Origin of the sequence: Streptomyces sp. NPDC050988, assembly GCF_044456225.1 — a bacterium.
Lineage (GTDB): Bacteria > Actinomycetota > Actinomycetes > Streptomycetales > Streptomycetaceae > Streptomyces.
In genome coordinates this window covers 53,533-76,269 of the sequence record NZ_JBITFQ010000035.1, presented here as the reverse complement: position 1 = coordinate 76,269, position 22,737 = coordinate 53,533, and the positions used below count along the sequence as shown (strand labels likewise).

Annotated in this window: 18 protein-coding genes and 1 pseudogene; 8 read left to right on the top strand and 11 right to left on the bottom strand. The window is 69.9% G+C overall.

Annotation, left to right across the window (positions count from 1 at the left end):
- Window positions 1–3: 3 nt before the first annotated feature.
- The gene (locus ACIBEI_RS42465; RefSeq protein ID WP_398896239.1) at window positions 4–1,368 is read right to left on the bottom strand and encodes a glutamine synthetase family protein; all 1,365 of its coding nucleotides are present in this window, start codon (window positions 1,366–1,368) and stop codon (window positions 4–6) included.
- Window positions 1,369–1,445: 77 nt separating this feature from the next.
- Between ACIBEI_RS42465 and ACIBEI_RS42460 the strand changes: the two genes are divergently transcribed.
- Together ACIBEI_RS42460 and ACIBEI_RS42455 are read left to right on the top strand one after the other, a co-directional pair.
- A complete protein-coding gene (locus tag ACIBEI_RS42460; protein ID WP_398896237.1) occupies window positions 1,446–2,180 on the top strand; it encodes a FadR/GntR family transcriptional regulator in 735 nt (244 codons plus the stop codon).
- Window positions 2,181–2,293: 113 nt separating this feature from the next.
- Window positions 2,294–2,974 carry a gamma-glutamyl-gamma-aminobutyrate hydrolase family protein gene (locus ACIBEI_RS42455; protein ID WP_398896235.1) on the top strand — a complete coding sequence of 227 codons (681 nt, stop codon included), beginning with the start codon at window positions 2,294–2,296 and terminating at the stop codon, window positions 2,972–2,974.
- Here ACIBEI_RS42455 and ACIBEI_RS42450 read toward each other — a convergent pair.
- Both ACIBEI_RS42450 and ACIBEI_RS42445 read right to left on the bottom strand, forming a co-directional pair.
- Window positions 2,975–3,932: pseudogene (locus ACIBEI_RS42450) on the bottom strand (phosphotransferase family protein); the annotation flags it as partial.
- Window positions 3,933–4,105: 173 nt separating this feature from the next.
- Window positions 4,106–5,056, bottom strand: a complete 951-nt coding sequence (locus ACIBEI_RS42445) for a LysR family transcriptional regulator (protein WP_398896233.1) — start codon at window positions 5,054–5,056, stop codon at window positions 4,106–4,108.
- A gap of 70 nt (window positions 5,057–5,126) precedes the next feature.
- Between ACIBEI_RS42445 and ACIBEI_RS42440 the strand changes: the two genes are divergently transcribed.
- On the top strand, window positions 5,127–6,329 hold the full coding sequence (locus ACIBEI_RS42440; protein WP_398896232.1) for a TDT family transporter: 1,203 nt from the start codon (window positions 5,127–5,129) through the stop codon (window positions 6,327–6,329).
- On the opposite strand, the gene ACIBEI_RS42435 is transcribed toward ACIBEI_RS42440, so the two are convergent.
- From ACIBEI_RS42435 to ACIBEI_RS42420, 4 genes are all read right to left on the bottom strand, one after another.
- Window positions 6,256–6,975 carry a helical backbone metal receptor gene (locus ACIBEI_RS42435; RefSeq protein ID WP_398896231.1) on the bottom strand — a complete coding sequence of 240 codons (720 nt, stop codon included), beginning with the start codon at window positions 6,973–6,975 and terminating at the stop codon, window positions 6,256–6,258. The two genes, ACIBEI_RS42440 and ACIBEI_RS42435, sit on opposite strands and share 74 nt — an antisense overlap.
- A 56-nt stretch (window positions 6,976–7,031) precedes the next feature.
- The gene (locus ACIBEI_RS42430) at window positions 7,032–7,598 is read right to left on the bottom strand and encodes a helix-turn-helix domain-containing protein (RefSeq protein WP_398896229.1); all 567 of its coding nucleotides are present in this window, start codon (window positions 7,596–7,598) and stop codon (window positions 7,032–7,034) included.
- A gap of 375 nt (window positions 7,599–7,973) precedes the next feature.
- Complete coding sequence (locus ACIBEI_RS42425; RefSeq protein WP_398896228.1) at window positions 7,974–10,589, bottom strand: ABC transporter permease/substrate binding protein; 2,616 nt, start codon at window positions 10,587–10,589, stop codon at window positions 7,974–7,976.
- Window positions 10,582–11,670: a glycine betaine/L-proline ABC transporter ATP-binding protein gene (locus tag ACIBEI_RS42420; RefSeq protein WP_398896227.1), complete on the bottom strand. Its 1,089-nt coding sequence runs from the start codon at window positions 11,668–11,670 to the stop codon at window positions 10,582–10,584. Before ACIBEI_RS42420 ends, ACIBEI_RS42425 begins: the two co-directional genes overlap by 8 nt.
- Window positions 11,671–11,948: 278 nt before the next feature.
- Here ACIBEI_RS42420 and ACIBEI_RS42415 point away from each other — a divergent pair, with 278 nt between their 5' ends.
- On the top strand, window positions 11,949–12,896 hold the full coding sequence (locus ACIBEI_RS42415; RefSeq protein WP_398896277.1) for a 5'-3' exonuclease H3TH domain-containing protein: 948 nt from the start codon (window positions 11,949–11,951) through the stop codon (window positions 12,894–12,896).
- Between the two features lie 109 nt (window positions 12,897–13,005).
- On the top strand, window positions 13,006–13,848 hold the full coding sequence (locus ACIBEI_RS42410) for a siderophore-interacting protein (protein ID WP_398896225.1): 843 nt from the start codon (window positions 13,006–13,008) through the stop codon (window positions 13,846–13,848).
- 108 nt (window positions 13,849–13,956) lie between these two features.
- Here the strand turns inward: ACIBEI_RS42410 and ACIBEI_RS42405 are convergent, their stop codons facing one another.
- The 3 genes from ACIBEI_RS42405 to ACIBEI_RS42395 all read right to left on the bottom strand — a co-directional run bounded on the left by ACIBEI_RS42405 (window position 13,957) and on the right by ACIBEI_RS42395 (window position 16,682).
- The gene (locus ACIBEI_RS42405; RefSeq protein WP_398896223.1) at window positions 13,957–14,736 is read right to left on the bottom strand and encodes an ABC transporter permease; all 780 of its coding nucleotides are present in this window, start codon (window positions 14,734–14,736) and stop codon (window positions 13,957–13,959) included.
- The gene (locus ACIBEI_RS42400; protein ID WP_398896222.1) at window positions 14,733–15,764 is read right to left on the bottom strand and encodes an ATP-binding cassette domain-containing protein; all 1,032 of its coding nucleotides are present in this window, start codon (window positions 15,762–15,764) and stop codon (window positions 14,733–14,735) included. The genes ACIBEI_RS42405 and ACIBEI_RS42400 overlap by 4 nt, the downstream gene beginning before the upstream one ends.
- 219 nt (window positions 15,765–15,983) lie before the next feature.
- The gene (locus ACIBEI_RS42395) at window positions 15,984–16,682 is read right to left on the bottom strand and encodes a PadR family transcriptional regulator (protein WP_398896221.1); all 699 of its coding nucleotides are present in this window, start codon (window positions 16,680–16,682) and stop codon (window positions 15,984–15,986) included.
- A 217-nt stretch (window positions 16,683–16,899) separates the two neighbouring features.
- Here ACIBEI_RS42395 and ACIBEI_RS42390 point away from each other — a divergent pair, with 217 nt between their 5' ends.
- The 3 genes from ACIBEI_RS42390 (at window position 16,900) to ACIBEI_RS42380 (ending at window position 21,151) form a co-directional block, all read left to right on the top strand.
- Entirely contained in the window at window positions 16,900–18,432 is a 1,533-nt protein-coding gene (locus tag ACIBEI_RS42390) for an amino acid permease (protein ID WP_398896219.1), read from the top strand.
- Between the two features lie 447 nt (window positions 18,433–18,879).
- Window positions 18,880–19,995, top strand: a complete 1,116-nt coding sequence (locus tag ACIBEI_RS42385) for a terpene synthase (RefSeq protein ID WP_398896218.1) — start codon at window positions 18,880–18,882, stop codon at window positions 19,993–19,995.
- Between the two features lie 214 nt (window positions 19,996–20,209).
- Window positions 20,210–21,151 (top strand): RluA family pseudouridine synthase, encoded by a 942-nt coding sequence (locus ACIBEI_RS42380; protein WP_398896216.1) that lies wholly within the window; start codon window positions 20,210–20,212, stop codon window positions 21,149–21,151.
- A gap of 18 nt (window positions 21,152–21,169) precedes the next feature.
- Here ACIBEI_RS42380 and ACIBEI_RS42375 read toward each other — a convergent pair whose 3' ends face one another.
- Complete coding sequence (locus ACIBEI_RS42375) at window positions 21,170–22,648, bottom strand: cytochrome P450 (protein ID WP_398896215.1); 1,479 nt, start codon at window positions 22,646–22,648, stop codon at window positions 21,170–21,172.
- Window positions 22,649–22,737: the final 89 nt, after the last annotated feature.

The following is a 22,737-nucleotide window of genomic DNA, read 5'->3' as shown; positions in this document are numbered from 1 at the left end:
GCCTCACAGACGTTCGAAGGAGCGGCGGAGCTCCCAGTCGGTCACCGCGGCGTCGAAGGCGTCCAGTTCGACGCGCGCCATGTTGCGGTAGTGCGCGACCACTTCGTCACCGAAGGCGGCCTTGGCGATCGCGCTGTTCTCCCAGATCTCGGCGGCCTCACGCAGCGTGGTGGGCACGTGCTCGTAGCCCGAGGTGTACGCGTTCCCGGTACACGCCTCAGGCAGCTCGAGCTTCTGCTCGATGCCGTACAGCCCGGCCGCGACGAGCCCCGCGACGGCGAGGTGCGGATTGACATCGCCACCCGGAAGCCGGTTCTCGAACCGCATCGAGCGCCCGTGCCCGACCACCCGCAGCGCACAGGTGCGGTTGTCGTACCCCCAGGCCACGGCCGTCGGCGCGAACGACCCGGGCTGGAACCGCTTGTACGAGTTGATGTTGGGCGCGTACAGCAGCGAGAAGTCCCGGAGCGCGGCGAGCTGTCCGGCGAGGAAGTACCGCATGACCTGCGACATCCCGCCCGCCCCGTCGCCCGCCATCGCGTTGGTGCCGTCGGCGTCGGCGAGCGAGAGGTGGATGTGGCAGGAGTTGCCCTCGCGCTCGTTGTACTTGGCCATGAAGGTGAGCGAGACACCTTCCTGGGAGGCGATCTCCTTGGCCCCGGTCTTGTAGATGGCGTGCTGGTCGCAGGTGACCAGGGCCTCGTCGTACTTGAACGCGATCTCGTGCTGCCCGGGATTGCACTCGCCCTTGGCGGACTCGACGATCAGCCCGGCGGCGCCCATCTCATTGCGGATCCTGCGCAACAGGGGCTCGATCCGCCCGGTCCCGAGCACCGAATAGTCGATGTTGTACTGGTTGGCGGGCGTGAGCCCCCGGTAGTTCGCGTCCCAGGCCTGCTCGTACGTGTCCTTGAAGACGATGAACTCCAGCTCGGTCCCCACCTGCGCGGTGAATCCGTGCTCGGCGAGCCGCTCCAGCTGGCGCCGGAGGATCTGGCGGGGCGCGGCCACGACGGGCGAGCCGTTGTCCCAGGCGAGGTCGGCGACGAGCATCGCCGTACCCGCGTTCCACGGAACACGACGCAATGTGCTCAGATCCGGATGCATGGCGAAGTCGCCGTAGCCGCGCTCCCAGGACGACATCTCGTAGCCGTCGACGGTGTTCATGTCGGTGTCGACGGCGAGGAGGTAGTTGCAGCCCTCCGTACCGTGGTGCAGGACCTCGTCGAGGAAGAAACGCGCGGCGAACCGCTTGCCCTGGAGCCGCCCCTGCATGTCCGGGAAGGCCAGGACTACCGTGTCGATCTCCCCGCTCGCGACGAGGGCGTGCAGCTCCTCGACACTGAGGGGTGGTGTGCGGTCTGCCACGGGAAATGCCTCCTTCGGTCAGCCGAGAGCCATAAGGTATTGCCGAGAACCATTGCTTGGGAAGGGGGCACGGCCAGATGTCGCAGCCGGATCCACACGAACTGAACGACCGGTTGACGCCGGTGCTGCGCCCGGTGCGCGCGGGCAACGGCTTCGAGGAGGCCCTGGAGCAGATCCTCCAGGTCGTCCGGCTCGGCCTGGTCCCCGGGGGTGAACGGCTGCCCGCCGAAAGGGAGTTGGCGGACCGGCTCGGGATCAGCCGGGTGACGCTGCGCGAGGTCCTGAAGGTCCTCCAGGACCAGGGTCTGGTCGAGTCGAGACGCGGTCGCTACGGCGGCACGTTCGTCCTCCCCCGAACCGACGCCCCCGGCGAGGCGGAGCTGCGCCGCCGGATCGGCGAGGTCGACATAGAGGACGTCCTGCGCTTCCGCGAGGTCCTGGAGGTGGGCGCGGCTGGCCTCTGCGCCGCACACGGTCTGCCCCCCGCCCATTCGGCCCGCCTGCGCGAGGCCCTGGCCCGCACCCAGGACGCCCCCCTGGCGGACTACCGCCGCCTGGACACCCTCCTGCACCTCACCCTCGCCGAGCTGTGCGGTTCACCGACGCTCACCGCCCAGTACGCGGCGGTACGCGCCACCGTGAACGACCTGCTCGACTGCATTCCCCTCCTGGTCCGGAACCTGGAGCACTCGCAGCGCCAGCACGAGGCGCTGGTCGAGGCGGTGCTGGACGGCGACGCGGACGGAGCCCGCGAGATGATGCGCGAACACTGCGCGGGCACGGCGGCACTCCTGCGCGGCTTCCTGGCATAGGAACGTGTGCGAGGCGGTCTCGGACAAGATCCGATCAAGTCACCCCTGTAAAGGTATGGGGTCGGTCTATTAGCCTCCTCCGGAGGGGCGCACAACGGACAGGGAGCGTGGGGATGGCAGGCAGACCGCTCATCGGAGTCAGCACCTATCTGGAGACCGCACGCTGGGGCGTATGGGAACTGGAGGCGGCACTGCTGCCGGCCGGCTACCCGCGCCTGGTCCAGTCGGCGGGCGGCCTGGCGGCGATGCTGCCACCGGACGAACCCACCCGCGCGGCCGAGACCGTGGCCCGGCTCGACGGACTGGTGATCGCGGGCGGCCCCGACGTGGACCCGTCCCGCTACGGCGCCGCCCGCGACCCACGCTGCGGCCCCGAGGCCCGCGCCCGCGACACCTGGGAACTCGCCCTGATCGACGCCGCGTTGACCTCCGGCACACCCCTCCTCGGAATCTGCCGCGGAATGCAGCTCCTGAACGTGGCGCTCGGCGGAACCCTCGTCCAGCACCTCGACGGTCATGTCGAGGCCGTAGGGGTCTTCGGCCGACACACGGTGAAGCCGGTGCCGGGTTCGCTCTACGCCGCGTTGATCCCCGAGGAAACTTCCGTACCGACCTACCACCACCAGGCGGTGGACCACCTGGGCACGGGCCTCGCCCCCTCCGCCCACGCGGCAGACGGCACGGTCGAGGCAATCGAACTCCCCGGCCCTGGCTGGGTGTTGGGCGTCCAGTGGCACCCGGAGATGGGCGAGGACACCCGGGTCATGACGGGCCTGATCCGAGCCGCTTCCTGAGAGCCATTCGAGGGCTGCGTCGCCCTGGGCCCGCTGGAACGCGCGGAGCGTCGGCAGGCCGGGTGGCGAGGGCCGCCGCGACTGTCCGACGAAGTATCCCGCAAGCGCGGCCAAGGTTGCCGTCACCCCGGCCCGGGTCCGCCGCCCTCCCCAACGGGTGCTCGGTGAACAGCACTTCGGGATCGGGGCCGCCCTGTGCACGGACGCACGGCAGCATCACCAGGAGGTCGAACCAGGGGGCGGCCAGCTGGGCGTGCGGCCAGTCGACGAAGAGCACACGATGCGATGCGTTCTCCGGGGCCGTGAGGAGGATGTTGTCGGCGCGGAGGTCGCCATGGGCGAGGGTGTCGCCCGAGGCGAACTCGGCCCAGGGTTCGGCGAGTTCGGCGAGCGCGGGAAGATTCCGTACGGTCCAGGGGTCGAGGCCCTCGCTCCTGTCTCCGGCGCCGTGCCCCGTATCCGACATCTGCTGCCAGCCTCGGAAGGCACCCGCGAGGGACTCTCCGACCGGCGGGACGTCCACGGGGGACGGCGTGAGCGTGCGACTGAGCTCCCCCACTGCGTCGAGAACGCGCGCCAACTCCCCCTTGTCCCAAGGCACACGGGGCTGCCGCCCGTCGATGTCCTCGAAGACGAGCGCCACCCAGTTCCCGTCGTCGTGCATTCCGAGAAGCCTCGGTGCCGGGGTTCCGGCCGGCAGGGCGGCCGCGTTCCTCGCTTCGCGTCGGTGCATGTCCGGGCTGTCCGGGTTCGCCTCGGAGCTGACGGCCTTCACGAATCCCCGTCGGCCGTCCGCGGTCCTCACCCGCACGGCCGGTCCCGGCGAGAATCCGCCGGTCTGCGTGACCGCTTCCACGACGGGGCCGCCGAGCAGGTCCGCGACAGCGTGTCTCACCGACTCGGGGACCGCTCCCCACGGGATGCGGACGCCTGTCGCCGGCGGTGCGCTCATCGTCATGCCCCGCATCGTCCGTCGGCGGCGCGCCCCGTCGCCACCACATTTCCCACCGCGCGTGCCACGGGGGCGCTGTCCGGGTGATGTGGCGCGCCTCGGTTGGAGTGTCATGTACGGGTGGGTGGGGGCCGGTCGCGCCCACGCGGCGGAGCCGCGAATGTCGCCGCCCCGCGCCCCTACGACCGCGTCAGCGCCAACAAGTCCCGCGCAGGCCCTGTAGGCCGATGCCCCACCGGCCAGACAGCCCGTAGATCCCGGCTCAGCCGGACCCCTTCCACAGGAATCTCGACGAGCCTCCGAGCGGACAGCTCCTCCCCCAACGCCAGCTCGCTCAGAACCGCCGGTCCCGCCCCCGAAGCCGCGGACGCCTTCACCGCCGTCGTGGACGAGAGCTCGATCAGAGGGCGGGCCAGGCCGCCGAGCGCCGCGTCAAGCACCTGCCGCGTCCCGGACCCCTCCTCCCGCAGGATCAGCGGCGCCCCCGCCAACTCCCCAGCGTCGAGCGCCCGCCGCCTCCGCGCCCAGGCGTGCCCGGGTGCGGTCACGACGATCAGCCGGTCGTGGGCGATCACCACGGAGTCCAGCCCGCTCGGCACGGACACGCCCTCCACGAAGCCGAGGTCCGCCTCGCCGGAGAGCACCCGCTCGGCGACCACCGTCGAGTTCCCGGCGATCAGCGACACCGCGGTGTCCGGCCGCTGCGCGCGCAGCGCGAGCAACCACCCGGGCAGCAGGTACTCGGCGATCGTCATGCTCGCCGCGACCCGCAACCGGGAGTCCCGCCGGTCCCGCAAGGCCTGTGCCCCCGCGTCGAAGGCCTCCGCCGCCTCCACCACCCGCCGGGCCCAGTCCGTCACGAGCGCCCCCGCGTCGGTGAGCCGCGAGCCGGTGGGCGAGCGGTCGACCAGGGCGACCCCCAGCTGCCGTTCCATGGACCGGATCCGGCTGCTGGCGGCCGGCTGCGTGATCCCGATCTCCCGGGCGGCCCGGCCGAGGCTCCCGAGCCGCGCCACGGCGAGCAGCAGCTCCAGCGCACCCAGATCAGGGACCCGATGCGACAGCCCACCCACCGGTATGGACGCCGTCTCGCGAACCCCCTGGTCACCCGTCCCGTCATCCCGACTCATAAGCCCACCTTATGTCCTCATAGACCGGTACTCCCTGGTGGGCCGTCCCCCACCGAGGCACGGTGAACTCATGGCCACAGCCCACCCGCTCACCGCCACCACGGACAACACCAGCCATGCCAACCCCAGCCGCCCCACAAGGGCAAACGCGGAGGCAGAGGCAGAGTCATCCCCCTTCCGTCATCTCGGCCCCAACTGGTACGCCCCGGTGATGGGCACGGCGATCGTGGCCACCGCGGGCGCGGGCCTCCCCTTCGACATCCCGGGCCTCCGTACGTTCTGCGCGACGATCTGGGCGCTCGCCCTCGCCATGCTCATCGCCCTGCTGGCCGCCCGAGCGGTCCACTGGACGCACCACGGGGACCAGGCCCGCGCCCACCTCCTGGACCCGTCGATGGCCCCCTTCTACGGCTGCCTCTCCATGGCCCTGCTGGCCGTGGGCGGCGGCGCGCTGGTGGTCGGGCGGGACTGGATCGGCATACAGGCGGCGGTCGCCCTGGACGTCGTGCTCTTCTCAACGGGCACCCTGATCGGCCTGGCGGCAGCCGTGGCCGTCCCGTACCTGATGGTCGTGCGCCACCGGGTGGACCCGTCCCAGGCCACCCCGGTGTGGCTGCTCCCCCTCGTCGCACCGATGGTCTCCGCAGCGCTCGGCCCCCTGCTCGTACCGCATCTCCCGGCCGGCCAGCCCCGCGAGACGCTGCTGCTCGCCTGCTTCGCGATGTTCGGTCTCAGCCTGCTGGCCACGCTCGTGATGCTGCCGATGGTCTTCGCCCGCCTCGTCACGGGCGGCCCGCTGCCGCTCGCGCTCACCCCGACCCTGTTCCTGGTCCTGGGCCCGCTGGGCCAGTCCACGACGGCCGTCGACAAGTTCGCCGTCGCGGCCCCGGGTGCGGTGCCCGCCCCGTACGACCGGGGATTCGCGATCCTGCCGGTGCTCTACGGCGTCCCGGTGATGGGTTTCGCGCTGCTCTGGCTGGCGCTGGCCGCCGCCCTGGTGCTGCGGGCCCGCCGCCGAGGCATGGTCTTCGGCATGACCTGGTGGGCGTTCACCTTCCCGGTCGGTACGTGTGTCACGGGTGCCGAGGGGCTGGCCCGGCATACCGGACTCGTCGTCTACGACGGGCTCACGGTCGCCCTGTACGCCCTGCTCCTCGCGGCCTGGGCGGTGGCCGCCGTCCACACGGCCCGCGGTCTGGTCAGCGGACGGCTGCTCGCAGCGCCTCGCCGAGCACTCGCGGTGCCCGCACCAACGACGGCCCGTACCAGGTGAGATGGCGCCCGCCGACCAGCGCGCAGGGCAGCCCCGGGAACGCCTCCGGGCCGTCGTCGCTCGTGAAGCGGTACGGCTCGTCGGGCAGCACGACCAGGTCGAGGCCGACGGCACGCAGCTCGTCGACCGGGATGCGCGGATAGCGTTCGGCATGGCTCGCGTACGCGTTGTCGACGCCCAGGCGTGCCAGCACGTCCCCGGCGAACGTGTCCCGCCCGACCACCATCCAGGGCCGCCGCCAGATCGGTACGGCGGCGCGCAGGCGCCTCTCCGGGCGGGGCGGGTCCAGCCAGGCCTCCTCGGCCTCGTCCAGCCACCGCGGCCGCGTCCGCAGCCCGCACGCCCGGACCACCCGGTCCAGCTCGCGAAAGGCTCCCGGCACGTCCCGTACCTCGGTGACGAGCACGTCGAGTCCCGCTTCCCGCAGGGCGGTCAGGTCGGGCTCGCGGTTCTCCTCCTCGTTGGCGATCACCAGGTCGGGCGCGAGGGCGACGATCCGCTCCACGTCCGGGTTCTTGGTGCCCTTGACGCGTACGACGTCGAGGCCGGCCGGATGGCTGCACCAGTCGGTCGCCCCGACCAGGACGCCCGGCGCGGACTCGGCGACGGCCTCGGTGAGCGACGGGACGAGTGACACCACTCTCATGACCGAACCACTCTCATGACCGGACCACTCTCATGGCCGAGGACTCCGGATGACGGTCATCGGCGTGGATCGTCCTCCACGGCCTCGATGTGGTCCGCGACCGCGACGATGAGCACGCGTGTGTCGGCGTCGGTCGCCCGCCACCGGTGCCGTACGCCGCCCGTCAGGTGCAGCGTGTCGCCGCGTCCCAGCCGGTAGGCGCGGCCCTCCGCCTCGACCTCGACGGCGCCGTCGGCCACGTACATCAACTCGTCGTTGCGGTGCTGGAATTCGCGGCCCGCGTCGTGGTCGCCGGAGAACTCCATGGCGTGCAACTGGTGGTGACCGCGCACCAGGGGGCGCACTCGGGGCTCGTGGTTGAACTCGGAGTCGTCCGCGCGCACCACGTCGACACTGCGCGCCGGGTCGGCGGCGGCGAGGAGTTCGACACACGTGGTGTGCAGGGCGTCCGCGACCCGCTGGAGGGAACGCATGCTGGGCCGCGCCCGCTCGTTCTCGACCTGGCTCAGGAACGGCACCGACAGGCCGCTGCGCTCGGCGACGACGGCGAGGGTGAGCTCCAGTGCCCGGCGCCGCCGCCTGACGGCCGCGCCCACTCGAAGGGTCTCTTTGTTTTCGTCCATCGCTTCGGCTCCCCCCTTTGCGTCGTCGGTGCGCTGCTCGGTGCGTGCGTGCGGTGCGGTCCGATGGCGGCACGTTCGTTGTACGTACACGCCGATTTCTCGCGAGTTCCTGATGTCTTGTCTGCACCCTACGGGTGTTCGGCAAACCGTTTCATGCGCCCGTCACATCGCTGTAAACATCGCCGCACCGATCGCGTGACCGACCGTCACGGTTCGCGCCGGTGGGAGAGCCGGCGCGGCTTTCGTGGTGTGCGAACGGTGCCGGGAGGTCGGCGCGGCCCTTGCCCGGGTCGTATGCACAGGTGACGCCGCGAGGGGTGGGCCTCGCCGTATGGCGCTGCCCACCCCTCGCGGAGGCCCCCACTGGGGACGTGTCTACTGCGGAGTCATCCGTTCCACCATGTCCGGGTGCTCCTTCAGCCACGCGGAGACGGCTTCCTCCTCCTGGCCCTGACCGCGGTCCTTGATCTCGCTCTCCAGGCTGCCGAGCTCGTCCTCGCTCATCTTGAAGTTCTTGATCCACTTCGTGAGCTGCGGGTACTGCTCGGGGAACTTCTTGCTGGAGATCGTCCGGATCGTGTTGCCCTCGCCGAACGTCTTCTTCGGGTCCGCGAGCTTCGTCAGCTTGTACTCGCTGTAGGCCCAGTGCGGCGACCAGAGCGTGACGGCGACGGGCTCCTTCTTGGCGTACGCGCGCTTCAGCTCGGCCAGCATCGCGGGCGTGGAGCCGTCGACGATCTCGTACTCCTTGTCCAGGCCGTAGCCGGGCAGGACCTTCGTCTTGGCGAGGTTCATCTCGCCGGTGCCCGGTTCGATGCCGATGATCTTCCCGTCGAAGGTGTCGGCCTTGCCCTTGAGGTCGGCGAGGGACTTGACGTCCTTCACGTACGAGGGAACGGCGATCTCCAGGGAGGTCGGTTCGTACCAGGTGCCGAGGTCGCGCAGGTTGTTCTTGTGCTTGTCCCAGTAGTTCGCCTGCGCGTACGGCAGCCAGGCGTCGAAGTTGAGGTCGATGTCACCGGTGGCCAGGCCCGTGTAGACCGGGCCGACGTCCATCTGCTTGAGGTTCAGCTTGTAGCCGCGCCGGGCCAGGACGTCCTTCCACAGGTAGGTGACGGCGACGTCCTCGTCCCAGGGGAACCAGGCGACGTCGACGGTGCGCTTCGCCTCGGCCGGCGTGCCGGAGGAGGACTTCTCGACCGGGGCCAGCTTGTCGACGACACCAGGGTTGCTCTTCAGCCAGGTGCGCACGGCGTCCTGCTGCTTGCCCTTGCCGGCCTCGTTGATGTCCGCCTCAAGGCTGGTGAGCTGCTCCTCGGTCATCTTGAAGCTCTTGAGCCACTTGGCGACGACCGGGTTGTCCTGGGCGAAGCCCTTGCGGGAGAGCGTGTGCACGCCGTCGCCCTTGCCCCAGGCACCCTTGGGGTCCTCGAGCTTCTTCAGCTTGTACTCGCTGTACGCCCAGTGCGGCGACCAGAGCGTGCCGACGAACGGCTCCTTCTTGGCGTACGCGCGCTTCAGCTCGGCCAGCATCGCGGGCGTGGAGCTGTCGACGACCTTGTACTCCTTGTCGAGCCCGTACTCCTTGAGGACCTTGGTCTTGAGCAGGCCCATCATTCCGGCGCTCGACTCGATGCCGGTGATCTTTCCGTCGAACTCGCCGGCCTTGCCCTTGAGGTCCTCCAGGGACTTGATGTCCGTCATGTAGGCGGGCACGCTCAGCTCCAGGGACGTCGGGCCGTACCAGGAGCCCAGGTCGTCGAGCTGCTTGCCGTACTTCTTCCAGTACTGCTCGTGCGTGACCGGCAGCCACGAGTCGGTCTGGAAGTCGATGTCGCCCTGGGCGAGCGAGGTGTAGAGCGGGCCGGCGTCGAACTGCTTGGTCTCGACCTCGAAGCCGCGCCGCTCCAGGATCTCCTTCCAGAGGAAGGTGGAGGCGACGCCCTCGTCCCAAGGGATGTAGCCGATGCTGACCTTCTTGCCCTGGCCTACGTTCCCGGCGTCGGACGCGGTGGGCTCGCTGTCGCCGGAGCCGAAGATGCCCATGCCGCCCGCGACGAGCGCGAGGACGACGACGCCGACGACGGCCACGGAGGGCCGGGGGCGGTAGGACCAGATCTTCAGGCCCTGTGCGGCACGCAGCTTGGCTGCGGTGCGGCGGCCGAGCGGCGAGACCTGGGTGCCCAGGGCGCTGGTCATGCGGTCCAGGTAGATGGCGAGGATGACGATCGCTATGCCCGCCTCGGCGCCGAGGCCGACATTGAGCTGGCCGATCGCCTCGTTCACGTCACCGCCGAGGCCGCCGGTGCCGACCATGCCCGCGATGGCGGCCATGGACAGGCCCAGCATGATGACCTGGTTGACGCCGGCCATGACGGTGGGCAGCGCCAGCGGCAGCTGGACGCGCAGCAGGATGTTGCCCGGGGTGGTGCCGAACGCGTCGGCGGCCTCGACCAGTTCCTTGTCGACCTGGCGGATGCCCAGTTCCGTCATACGGACGCCGGGCGCCAGGGCGAAGATCAGGGTGGCCACGATGCCCGCGGGTCCGCCGGTGCCGAAGAACAGGATCGCCGGGATGAGGTAGATCATCGCGGGCATCGTCTGCATGAGGTCGAGCACGGGGCGGACGATGCCGCTGACGCGGTCCGAGCGGGCCGCCCAGATACCGACGGGCACGGAGATGACGAGCGCGATGATCGTCGCCACGAGGACCAGCGACAGGGTCACCATCGCGTTCTCCCACAGTTCGAGGGAGTCGATGAAGGCGAATCCCACGAAGGCGAGGACACCGGCGGACGTGCCGCGCAGCCAGAACGCGATGACCGCGAAGATGCCCGCGAGGAGAAGGGGTTCGGGCGCCTGCAGGACGTCGTTGATGACGTCGTAGGTGCCCTGGAAGACGGTCTTCAGGAAGTCGAAGAGCCACGCCATGTGGTCGAGCAGCCAGTCGACCGTGTCGTTGACCCAGTCGCCGAAGGGGATCCTAGGCACCGGCCTTCACCGCCTCGACGTTCTTGTCGCGCGGTGTGTCGCAGGGCACTGGTTCCGCCTGTTCGTCGCCGAGGAAGCCGACGAGCCGCTGCCGGGGCACGACACCGACCAGCTTGCCCTTCTTGTCGACGACCGCCACGGGGTGCGTGAGCCGCGCGCTGATGGCGCACAGCTCGCCGAACGAGGAGTCGGGCCTGGCGGTCTCGCAGCCGCAGTCGGCCTCGTCGCCGCGCAGCTCCGTGTCCATGACGGAGGACGCGGTGAGGACCCGGGAGCGGTCGACGTCCTTGGTGAAGGAGGCGACGTAGTCGTTCGCGGGGCGGACGAGGATGTCCTCGGCGGTGCCGATCTGGACGATGCTGCCGTCGCGCATGACGGCGATGCGGTCGCCCAGGCGCATGGCCTCGTTCAGGTCGTGGGTGATGAAGACGATGGTCTTCTTCAGCTTCTTCTGGAGTTCGATCAGCTGGTCCTGCATGTCGCGGCGGATCAGCGGGTCGAGCGCGCTGAAGGACTCGTCCATCAGCAGCAGGTCGGCGTCGGTGGCGAGCGCCCGGGCGAGGCCCACGCGCTGCTGCATACCGCCGGACAGCTCGTCGGGCCAGGACGTCTCCCAGCCGGCGAGGCCGGCCAGCACCAGGGCCTTGGTGGCGCGCTCCTCGCGCTCGGCGCGCGGCAGGCCCTGTACCTCCAGGCCGTACGCGGCGTTCTCCAGGACGCTGCGGTGCGGGAAGAGCGCGAAGTGCTGGAAGACCATGCTGACCTTCTTGGAGCGCACCTCGCGCATCTCCCGGTCGTTCAGCGCGGTCAGGTCCTGCCCGTCGAAGACCACGCGTCCCGCGGTCGGCTCCAGGAGCCCGTTGAGCATGCGCAGCAAGGTGGACTTGCCGGACCCGGACAGGCCCATGACGACGAAGATCTCGCCCGGCTCGACCGTGAACGACGCGTCGATCACCGCGGCCGTGGTGCCGTCCGCGCGCAGTTCCTCACGGTCGGCTCCCCCGCGCAGTCGCTCGACCGCCTCGCCGGGTCGTCTGCCGAACACTTTGTAGAGCTGTTCCGCCTGCAGCCTGGATGACACAAGTACCTCTCGGGTCGAACGAAGACGGCCCGCCTCCCCCGCCGGCGGGCCGTGGAGCGACGCGGGTTCCGCCCGCTCGTCCGGTGCGCATATGTCAGTTGTGGTTGAAAATGCGACCGGGTTCGCTCCGGGTCGGCGCCTGCCCCCGCCTTGATGGCGCAAACGCGACCGTGTCCCAGTTCACAAGGCGTTTACATCCGGACGGTGCGGGCACTCGTTTTCGCCCACTCTCCGCGCCGACCAGTGACTACCGGTGACTGTCAGTGGCGTACGGCATGATGCGAGGCGTGACGCAGCAGACGCAGCAGCCCCGGCGAACCATGCTCCTCGACACCGCCTCCCTGTACTTCCGGGCCTATTTCGGGGTCCCGGATTCCGTGCGGGCCCCGGACGGCACACCGGTGAACGCCGTGCGGGGCCTGCTCGAGTTCATCGACCGGCTGGTGAAGGACCACCGCCCGGACGATCTGGTCGCCTGCATGGACGCGGACTGGCGGCCCCAGTGGCGGGTCGACCTGATCCCCTCCTACAAGGCGCATCGCGTCGCCCAGGAGACCGAGACCGGCCCGGACGAGGAGGAGGTGCCCGACACGCTCTCGCCCCAGGTGCCGGTCATCGAGGCGGTCCTGGACGCACTGGGCATCGCGCGCGTGGGCGTCGAGGGGTACGAGGCTGACGACGTGATCGGGACATTCGCCGGCCGCGCCACGGGCCCGGTCGACATCGTCACCGGCGACCGCGACCTGTACCAACTGGTCGACGACAAGCGGGAGGTGCGCGTGCTGTACCCGCTCAAGGGCGTCGGCATGCTGCAGCTCACGGACGAGACCTGGCTGCGCGAGAAGTACGGCGTCGACGGCGGGGGGTACGCGGATCTGGCCCTGCTGCGCGGCGACCCGAGCGACGGCCTGCCGGGCGTGCCGGGCATCGGCGAGAAGACGGCCGCGAAGCTGCTGGCCGAGTTCGGGGACCTGGCCGGGATCCTGGCGGCGGTCGACGACCCGAAGGCCAAACTCACACCGTCCCAGCGCAAGCGTCTCGACGAGTCCCGGCCGTACCTCGCCGTCGCGCCCAAGGTCGTCCGCGTGGCCGGGGACGTACCCTTGCCGCACGTGACCACCGCGCTGCCCCACGCACCGCGCGATCCGGCGACTCTCGAGGAGCTCGCGACACGCTGGGGCCTGGGTGGTTCGCTGGCGCGACTGCTGTCGACACTTCGCAGGTGAAGCAGCAATTCGATTCCCACGGAACGGTAATCGGGTTCTCAAGAAGGGGGCGCCAGTGGACGGTGAGGTGCTAACTTAGGTAAGCCTAAGCGAACTTCGGGAGGCTGTCATGGCAGAGCGTCCGGCACGGAGGGCTCCCAAGCCCCACGCCGCGAGCGTGATCCGCACGGAGCGACTCACGCCGCACATGCAGCGCGTGGTCCTCGGCGGCGACGGCCTCGCCGAATTCACCGCGGGCACGAGCACAGACCACTACGTCAAGCTGCTGTTCGGGGCCGAGGGCGTGACCTATCCGGAGCCCTTCGACATCGCCCGGATCCGCGAGGAGTTCCCGCGCGACCAGTGGCCCGTGACACGTACGTACACGGTGCGCGCCTGGGACCCCGAACTGCACGAGCTGACACTCGACTTCGTGATCCACGGCGACGAGGGTCTCGCCGGGCCGTGGGCGACGCGTGTCCAGGCCGGCGAGATCGTCCGGTTCCTCGGCCCCGGCGGGGCGTACGCCCCCGACGCCGAGGCGGACTGGCATCTGCTGGCCGGTGACGAGAGCGCGCTGCCCGCGATCGCCGCCTCCCTGGAGGCGATGCCCGACGGTGCGCGGGTGCACGCCTTCGTGGAGGTCGCCGGGCCCGAGGAGGAGCAGAAGATCGACTCCGACGTCGAGGTCGTCTGGCTGCACCGCGGCGACCGGCCGATCGGTGAGGCGCTGGTCGAGGCCGTGCGGGGCCTTTCCTTCCCCGAGGGTCGGGTGCACGCGTTCGTGCACGGTGAGGCCGCGTTCGTGAAGGAGCTTCGGCGACTGCTGCGGGTCGAGCACGAGGTCGCCCGCGAGGATCTGTCCATCTCCGGGTACTGGCGGCTGGGGCACAACGAGGATGGGTGGCAGGCCGCGAAGCGGGACTGGAACGCGCAGGTTGAGGCGGAGCAGGAGGCTCCGCCGGTTGCTTAGGGTTCCCTCCCGGGGGTGCGTTTTCGTCTGCGGGTCGTCTTGGGCTGGTCGCGCAGTTCCCCGCGCCCCTGACGGGGCACGGCTGCAGAGCGACCGCGCCTCTACGGCCTAGACCGAGCGTTGGTACGACCTGAACGTGCGGGTCGAGAGCCAGACCGCTGTGATCGCCAGGGCCAGGAGTGCGCCGCTCCTGGTCAGTACGGTGGACCAGTCGGGGTTGTCCGACATCGCTGAACGGCCTGCCACCATCGCCCAGTCGAGCGGGTTGTAGTCGGCGATGGTGCGCATCCAGCCGGGCATCCGGGACGGGGCCATGAAGGCCGAGGAGAGGAAGGTCAGCGGCAGCAGCAGGAACGTGTTGATGCCGATGATCGACTCCCGCTGGCGCACCAGCATCCCGAGCGCGTTCGAGAACGCGCCGAAGACCGTGCCGAGCAGTGAGGCCGCGACCACGAGGACGAGCAGGCCCGCGGCCCCGCCCGGATAGTCCGCGCCGCCGAGCTTGCCGAGCAGGATGATCAGCAGGGACTGCACGGCCGTGGTGAGCGCCTGCTGCACCACGTTGGCGTTCATCAGGGCGCCGCGGCCGACCGGAGTGGTGAGGAACCGGTTGAGCGTGCCGCGCTCGATCTCCTCCAACGTGCCCATGCCGGCCCACATGTTGGAGCTGAGCGCGCTCATCACGACGATGCCCGGTACGAGGTAGTCGAGATAGCTGGTCGTGCCGAAGCCACCGAGTTCCACGACCTCCTTGAAGAGGTTACCGAACAGGAACAGCCAGATCGCGGGCTGGATCAGCATCATCACGACGTACGCGGGCTGGCGCAGTACCGCGGTCAGTTGGCGCTGCGTCATGTACCAGGTCTGGGTCAGGGCGTTGGTGCTCATCGCGTGCCTCCCGTGAGGGCGAGGCCGTCGGCCGACTCCGCCGCGACCGCGGCCGCCGTCTCGGCTTCGGAGTAACGGCGGCCCGCGTAGCGCAGATAGACGTCGTCGAGCGACGGGCGGGCGACGGTGGCGGCGCTGACGGCGACCCCCGCGCGTTCCAGGGCGGCGAGCAGGGCGGGCACGGCCGCGGCCCCGTCCTCGGCGCGGACGCTGATGCGGCGGCCGTCGACGAGTGCCTCGTACACGCCGGGCAGGGCGGTGAGGGCGCCCGTCAGGAGCGTACGGCCGGCCTCGCCGACCGGGTGGCGCAGTTCCACATGGACGGCGTCGCCGCGGAGTTCGCCCTTGAGGGTGTCCGGGGTGCCCTCGACGACGACTCGGCCGCGGTCGACGATCGCGATGTGCCCGGCGAGACGGTCGGCCTCTTCGAGGTGGTGCGTGGTGAGCAGGATGGTCAGGCCCTCGTCGCCGGCGAGGCGGGCGATCTCGTCCCACATCGCGGTGCGCGCCTCGGGGTCGAGGCCGGTCGTCGGCTCGTCGAGGAAGAGGACCTCGGGCCGGTGGACAAGACCGAGGGCGACGTCGAGACGGCGCTGCATGCCTCCGGAGTAGCCCTTGACCTGGCGGCCGGCCGCGTCCACGAGATGGAAGCGGGCCAGTAGCTCGTCCACCCGCCGGCGGAGGTCCGCGCCCTTCAATCCGTAGAGCCTGCCCTGGAGTCGGAGGTTCTCGCGGCCGGTGGCCACCGGGTCGGCGCCGGACTTCTGGGCGACCACGCCGATCGCACGGCGCACCCGGTCCGGGTGGCGCAGGACGTCGTGGCCCGCGACCGTGGCGGTGCCCGAGTCGGGGCGGGCGAGGGTGGTGAGGATCTTGACGGTGGTGGACTTGCCGGCGCCGTTCGGGCCGAGGAGTCCGAAGACGGTGCCTGCCTCGACGGTGAGGTCCATGCCGCTGAGGGCGGTGACATCACCGGGGTAGGTCTTGATCAGCTGACGCGCCTGCACTGCGGGCGCACGGGTGCTCATGACGACTGCTCTCCTGGGTGAGCGGATGACGGCTGATCCGCGTGAAGAGCGCCGGGCTATCCTGGGTGTGCCGCACCTCGATCGCCTGGCCTGCCTCACCGCGGAGTCGGCTCGGGGTTCGAGACCCTGGCGGAGCTGCTCCAACAGCTCTGCCGGGGTCTGTTCTTCTTGTTCCTGCTTCACTCCTTGCCGAAGTGATTCACTCCTTGTCGGAGTGCTTCACTCCTTGTCGAAGTGGCGGGCCTCCAACTCCTCGAACTCCGGCGGCACTTCCCCGGTCTCGTGGAAGCTCCGCCACTCCTTGATCCCGTCGAGCTCGCCGGACCGGAGCTCGCTCAGAAAGCTGCGGACCCACTCGGCCTGCGCCTCGACCATGTGCAGCTGGTACTCGCTCTCGACGAGGAAGATCCGCGGCAGCGTCTCGTACAGCTTCGTGAGGCCGCCGCGGGCGCTGGCCGCCTGCACCTCCAGCACCTTGAGCCGCTCGGTCAGCAGCCGCGCCACCTCGTCGGGGTGGATCGCCGCCATCAGCGAGAGGGCGGCCTCGAAGATCGGGAACTCACGTGCCGGGACGGAGAGCAGGTCCGACAGCCACTCCGTCGCCTCCTCGCGCCCGGCGTCCGTGATGCCGTAGAGCGTGCGCTCGGGGCGGTTGCCCTGCCGCTGCACCTCGGCGACCTCGACGAATCCGTGCTTCTCCAGGTTCTGCACAACCGTGTAGAGCGAGCCGTAGTTGATCTTCAGGCTCGTGTCCTTGCCGCGGCTGCGCAGGGTCTGGGCGATCTCGTACGGATGCATCGGCCGCTCGGTGAGCAGCACCATGACGGCCAGCGCCAGGGGGTTTCCGAGCTTGCGGCGCTTGATCGCCACCGGGATCACCACCCATATCCTCGTACACGAATATCCGTGGCCGAACATATCGCGTCTCGACGGCGAACGTCAATACACACGATGTATCGCGATTCAGGGTCCGGCGCAAGGGCGTGAGGACTTAGGCCCGGCCTCGACATGGCCGCGTCACGCGGGCGAAACAGGCTCTCCCTAATTTCTGTCACCCGACAGGAATTCCGCCGCGGAGTTCCGCAAGTCGCCGCCAGGATCCCGCTCCCCTGCGCCGAAGGCAGGTGCCGCCGCCGTGACCACCACCGCCCCCTCCGACGTACGCCCCGATCCGCCGGAGTCGTCCGGCGACCGCTCCCTCGCGGAGTTCGGCTACCGCCAGGAGCTGCACCGCAGCCTGGGCCGGTACGCCTCGTTCGCCGCCGGTTTCTCCTTCATCTCCGTCCTGACGACCGTCTTCCAGTTCTTCGCCTTCGGGTACGCGTTCGGCGGTCCCGTCTTCTTCTGGGCCTGGCCCGCCGTGCTGATCGGCCAGTTGCTGGTCGCCGCGTGCTTCGCCGAGCTGGCCGCGCGCTATCCGATCTCCGGCGCCATCTACCAGTGGTCGTCCCGGCTCTCCAACCTCACCTTCGGCTGGTTCGCCGGCTGGATCATGGTGATCGGGCAGATCGTGGTGGTCGCGGCCGCGGCTCTCGCGCTGCAGGTGGTCATGCCCGCGATCTGGCCGGGCTTCCAGCTGATCGGCGACGACCCGGCGCCCACGTCGGCGAGCGGCGCGGCCAACGCGGCGGTCCTGGGTGTGTTCCTGCTGGTCCTGACGACGTTCGTGAACGTCATCGACAACCGTGTGATGTCCCTGATCAACCGCATCGGTGTGACCGCCGAGATCATCGGCGCGGCCCTGATCATCGTGCTCCTGTTCACTCACTCCGAGCGCACCCCGGGCATCACCTTCCACACCGGCACGGCCGCCGAGTCGGGCCTGGTCGGGGCGCTCCTTGTGGGGTCGTTCACGGCGGCGTACGTGATGATCGGCTTCGACAGCGCGGGCGAGATGAGCGAGGAGACGCACCATCCCCGGCGCACCGCGCCCCGCACGATCCTCACCGCGCTCGGTGCCGCGGGCCTGCTCGGCGGCCTGATCATCCTCGGGGGTCTGCTCGCAGCGCCCAGCCTCACCGACGGCCGGCTCGGTGTCGAGGGCCTGAGCTACGTGCTCACCAGCAGCCTGGGCGACGGCGTGGGCCGGGCCCTGCTGGTGGACGTGGTCGTCGCCATCGCCGTCGCGACCCTCGCGATCCAGACGTCGGCATGCCGGATGCTGTTCTCCATGGCCCGCGACGGCCAGATGCCCTTCTCCGGGCGCCTGGCGAAGGTCAACCCGCGCACCGGTATGCCGAGCGCCCCCGCCCTGGTCGTCGGTGTCCTCGCCGCGGCCCTGCTGCTCCTCAACTTCGCCTCGCCGGAGGCCTTCCTGGCCATCGGGACCACCTGCATCGTGATGCTGTACCTCGCGTACGCGATGGTCACCGGCCCCCTGCTGTGGCAGCGCCTGCGCGGCGGCTTCACGGTCGAGGGCACCGACGAGACGGGGCGCCCGCTCTTCTCCCTCGGCCGCTGGGGCGTCCCCGTCAACGCGCTGGCCCTCCTCTACGGCCTGTTCATGACGGTCAACCTGGCCTGGCCCAGGGCGGAGGTGTACGACCCGGCGGGCGGGCACTGGTACTTCCAGTGGTTCACGGTGCTGTTCTTGCTGGTCACGGTGGGGGGCGGGGCACTGTACCGGCTGATGCGTGCACGACGCGTGCACTCTGCCGAGCGCGCTTGATCCGCTTCGGCGGACATCCGAGATCAGGGGTTCAGCCACGCTGTCCTGACGAACGAGGGCGCCGGATGACCTGGCCTGGACCGACGCGGTGCCGGCCAGTACCCCACCCGCTTCGGCAACCCGGCCGGCCAGCTCACTCCTTACCACTAGGGCGGCATCATCGTGCCCCGGCTGGACCGACCCGTCCAGTTTCAGTCAGGCGCTTCTTACGGCGCCTCCCACGTGGCCGGCGATGACCCGTCCAGCGTGGCGGCCCGTTGCCAGGTCCGCCGAACCGTCGAACCCGCGGTTCGCTCAAGACCGGCCCCCCTGCCTGAATCCAGCACGAATTCCGATGCGGCAGGTACGGTCGGTGCTCCTGCGAGGGGAAAGGGCTTGGGAACCGCTGCCATTGTGGCCAGAACCAGCCATTCCCCTGAGGCGCCCACACAACGCACCATAAGAGGCATGAAGAGCAACACCTCCATACAGGATTTGTCAGTGCCGAGCGTGTTGTGCCCCTTTCCCGTCACCTACGACGCGGCGGCGGCTCGCAGGGCGGACGAAGAGATCGTCTCTTGGGCGCTGAGCCTTGATCTCTTCCCGGGGCAGCGGACTGAGCTGAACGGATACCGGTTCGGCACGTTCGCGGCGTTCACGCACCCTGATGCGGTCGACCACGATCACCTGATGCTCGCGGCCCGCAACATGACCGCCCTGTTCGCCGCGGACGATCACTATTGCGACGAGGGAATCGAAGGCGTCCACCTCGCCGCGAGCGCTTCACGGCTCGCGGGGTCGTTGACCGCGCAGGAGAACGGCTCCCGGCTGCCCGACTGCCCCTCGATCGAGGGCTTTGTCGGCAGTGACCCAGTGGCGCGTGCGCTCCGCGAGACCGCAGAACACATCACACGCTTGGGCACGCCGACGCAAGTAGGCCGTCTGCGCCACGAGACGACCGCCACGTTCTTGGCGATGGCGGCGGAAAACGCCTGGCGTATCGCCGGCCACGTTCCCGATCCCGCGGAGTACCTGGCTCATCGCAAGTACAACGGGGCCATGGCCTGCCAGGCACTGATCGATGTCGTCGGCGGCTACGAACTGCCCGCCCGTGACTGGGAAGAGCCTGGTGTTCGATCTCTGTCGCTCGCCGCCTCATTGATGATCATGCTGGTGAACGACTTGTATTCGGTCGCCAAAGAAAGCGCTGACATCGGCAGCCACAGCCTGCCCACCGTGCTCTCCGCACGCCACGGATGGTCTCTCGAGCGGAGCATGTGCGCGACCGGCGAGCTCCACGACAGCCTCATGCGTGCGTACCTGCGTCTGGAACCCGACGTCGCGCGCCACGCCTCGCCCGAACTCGCCCGCTACCTGGCCGGACTGCGGCACTGGATGCGGGGAAATCTCGAATGGCACACCCTCACCGGACGACACAACCATCGCGCGGGACGCCCTACCCCCAAGACAGGACCTCATGGCCCCGCCCATAACCGAATAAAGGCCGATGTGCCCTACTCGGCCGCCGCCGGTGTCTGCCCACACTGCGGGGACCGCCACAACGCAGCCACAGCGGTTGCGTAAACCAACCCGAAGGAGGTCACGTCGACCTCGGCGCGCACGGTTTTGCCCGGCGGCTCCCGGTCCAGCACTCCCAGCAGGCGGTGTTCTCGCGACCGGAGCCGCGGGAGTTGTTCGTCGGCCTGATCGAGGGGCAGCTCTCTGACCTGCGGCACAAGAACGGCCGGGCGATGGAGAGCACGCCTGGCACTCCACGCCCCTCGTATGCTTGATCGTGATGAGACGCCGTACCCCGCCCCCGCCCTCTCCCCTGCCGCAGCGCGACGGGGTGGATCCGGTGCGGGTGCGGTTGCCGACCGGGGATGCGTGGGCGACCGTGCGGGATCATCTGGTGGCGCGGCTCGCGGCCGGGGCCGGGGTGATCGACGGAATGCTCGACGCGGGGCGGATCGTGGACGTCACCGGGCGTCCGGTGCCGCGGGACATGGCGTACGTGCCGGGGATGTTCGTGTGGTTCCACCGGGAGCTGCCCGACGAGGAGCACGTGCCGTTCGAGGTCGGCGTCCTGTACCGGGACGAGCACGTGGTGGTGGCTGACAAGCCGCACTTCCTGGCTACCACGCCGCGCGGCAGCCATGTCGCCGAGACGGCCCTGGCGCGACTGCGGAGGCAGCTGGGCATCCCGACGCTGGGCGCGGCGCACCGACTGGACCGTCTGACGGCCGGGGTGGTGCTGTTCACCGTGCGGCCCGAGGAGCGCGGCGCGTACCAGTCGCTGTTCCGGGACAGGCGGGTGGCGAAGGAGTACGAGGCCGTGGCGCCGTACGACCCCGCGCTGGTCCTGCCCCGCACCGTGCGCAGCCGGATCGTCAAGGAGCGCGGGGCCATGGCGGCCCGCGAGGTCGAGGGCGAGCCGAACGCCGTCAGCCGAGTCGAGTTGCTGGAGCACCGGAACGGGCGTGCCCGGTACCGGCTGACACCACGTACCGGGCAGACGCACCAACTGAGGCTGCATATGAGCGCGTTGGGGGCCCCGATCCTCGGCGATCCCCTCTATCCGGTGGTCACCGGCCCCGTGCCGACCGGTGACTTCCGGCGTCCGCTCCAACTGCTGGCGCGGGTACTGGAGTTCACCGATCCGGTCACGGGACACGAGCACCGGTTCGTCAGCCCACGGGAGTTGTGGGCCTGGTCGTCGTACGAGGAGTGGGCAGGGTAGCCCCGGTGCCCGGTCGGCTCAGTTGCCGCCCCACCAACGCAGGAAACGCCGGAACACGCCCGGTCGGCGGGCCGGTTCGGGCACCGACGTCGGCGTGGGCTCGCCGGCCGGGACGGCGGGTTCCGGAGCCGTGGCCTGTGGTTGCTCCGTGCTGACCTGCCAGTTGTTCGGGCGCTGCGGCGGCACCCGCCTGACGGTGGGCCGCTCCAAGATCTCCTGCGGGGACTTCGGCTCGAACTTCACCGGCAGCTCCGCCAAGTGCCGGTTCGCGACGGACGACCGCCAACGCAGCTCGTGCTCCCCGCAGGCGAGTTGGATGTCCGGAACGCGGGCCAGCAACGCGTCGACGCCGACGTCGGCGATGGCGCGGCCGATGTCCTGGCCCGGGCATTCGTGGGGACCGCCGCTGAAGGCGAGATGGGAGCGGTTGCCCTGCATGTTGACCTTGAGGTCGGGCCGGACCCGCGGGTCGACGTTGCCCGGTGCCATGCCGAGGAGGAGTCCGTCACCCTTGCGGATGCGCTGGCCGCCCAGCTCGGTGTCCTGCTTGGCGATGTAGGCGAAAACAGTGCTGAACGGCGGCTCGTCCCACAGGGACTGCTCGACCGCCTCGGGCACCGTCATCTGGCCGCCGTTGAGCTGAGCGCGGAACCCCGGGTTGGTGAGCACCTCCCGCAGTACGTTGGCGAGGAGGTTGGCGGTGCTCTCGTACGCGACGATCAGGACGACGCGCAGGTGCTGGCCGATCTCCTCGTCGTCGAGCCCCGCCGGGTGGTTGATGAGGTGGCTCGTGAAGTCGTCCTTGGGCTCGGCCCGGCGGCGGGCGGTGAGCCGCATCAGGGCATCCATGACGTACTGGTTGCTGGCGATCGCAGTCTCGGTGCCCTTGAGCATGTCGCGGGCGGCCTGCACGATCCGGTCGCCGTACTCCTCGGGCATGCCGAGGATCTCGCACATCACCGCCATCGGCAGGTGCTCGGCGAACTGGCTGACCAGGTCGGCACGGCCCTCCTCACAGAACTCGTTCACGAGGTGCTGGGTCGCGCGGTTGATGTAGCGGCGGATGCCTCGGTGGTCGATGGTCGACATGGCGCCGGTGACCGCGCCGCGCAGCCGCAGGTGCTCGTCGCCCTCGGTGTGGCTACAGATGGGCTGCCGGGCGAAGTGCGGCATGAGGGGGTGGTCGGGCTTGACCGTGCCATCCTGCATGGGAGTCCACAACCGGCTGTCCTTGCAGTACTGCGAGGGGTTCCGCACCATGTGCATGTTCTCGCCGTGGCCGAGCACCACCCAGATCGGCACGTCCTCGTGGAGCAACGCGGGGGCCACCGCGCCGTGTTCGGCGCGGAGTTTCTCGTACACGGCTCCCAGGTCCTCCGCCTCGGGGCCGTACAGCCGGCGCAGGCCGCCGGGGCCCTTGCCGTGGGCGGGGCAACCGGGGGGCGGACCGAGCGAGGGGTCGTCCGTACCGGTCAGGGAGTGGGGTTCAGGCGTCACGATGATCGCTCCGAGCTGAAGTGGATCCGATGTCTGGGGAGTTGGTGAAGACCGGGAGGGGACTCCGTGCGGGACGACACGGCTCCCGG

Excerpts from the sequence above, each read along its gene's own strand:
- ACIBEI_RS42405 (WP_398896223.1), bottom strand. The coding sequence starts at position 14,736 with ATGAGCACCAACGCCCTGACCCAGACCTGGTACATGACGCAGCGCCAA.
- ACIBEI_RS42415 (WP_398896277.1), top strand. The coding sequence starts at position 11,949 with ATGCGAGGCGTGACGCAGCAGACGCAGCAGCCCCGGCGAACCATGCTC.
- ACIBEI_RS42440 (WP_398896232.1), top strand. The coding sequence starts at position 5,127 with ATGGCCACAGCCCACCCGCTCACCGCCACCACGGACAACACCAGCCAT.
- ACIBEI_RS42430 (WP_398896229.1), bottom strand. The coding sequence starts at position 7,598 with ATGGACGAAAACAAAGAGACCCTTCGAGTGGGCGCGGCCGTCAGGCGG.
- ACIBEI_RS42380 (WP_398896216.1), top strand. The coding sequence starts at position 20,210 with ATGAGACGCCGTACCCCGCCCCCGCCCTCTCCCCTGCCGCAGCGCGAC.
- ACIBEI_RS42410 (WP_398896225.1), top strand. The coding sequence starts at position 13,006 with ATGGCAGAGCGTCCGGCACGGAGGGCTCCCAAGCCCCACGCCGCGAGC.
- ACIBEI_RS42460 (WP_398896237.1), top strand. The coding sequence starts at position 1,446 with ATGTCGCAGCCGGATCCACACGAACTGAACGACCGGTTGACGCCGGTG.
- ACIBEI_RS42400 (WP_398896222.1), bottom strand. The coding sequence starts at position 15,764 with ATGAGCACCCGTGCGCCCGCAGTGCAGGCGCGTCAGCTGATCAAGACC.
- ACIBEI_RS42445 (WP_398896233.1), bottom strand. The coding sequence starts at position 5,056 with ATGAGTCGGGATGACGGGACGGGTGACCAGGGGGTTCGCGAGACGGCG.
- ACIBEI_RS42385 (WP_398896218.1), top strand. The coding sequence starts at position 18,880 with ATGAAGAGCAACACCTCCATACAGGATTTGTCAGTGCCGAGCGTGTTG.
- ACIBEI_RS42395 (WP_398896221.1), bottom strand. The coding sequence starts at position 16,682 with ATGTTCGGCCACGGATATTCGTGTACGAGGATATGGGTGGTGATCCCG.
- ACIBEI_RS42455 (WP_398896235.1), top strand. The coding sequence starts at position 2,294 with ATGGCAGGCAGACCGCTCATCGGAGTCAGCACCTATCTGGAGACCGCA.
- ACIBEI_RS42435 (WP_398896231.1), bottom strand. The coding sequence starts at position 6,975 with ATGAGAGTGGTGTCACTCGTCCCGTCGCTCACCGAGGCCGTCGCCGAG.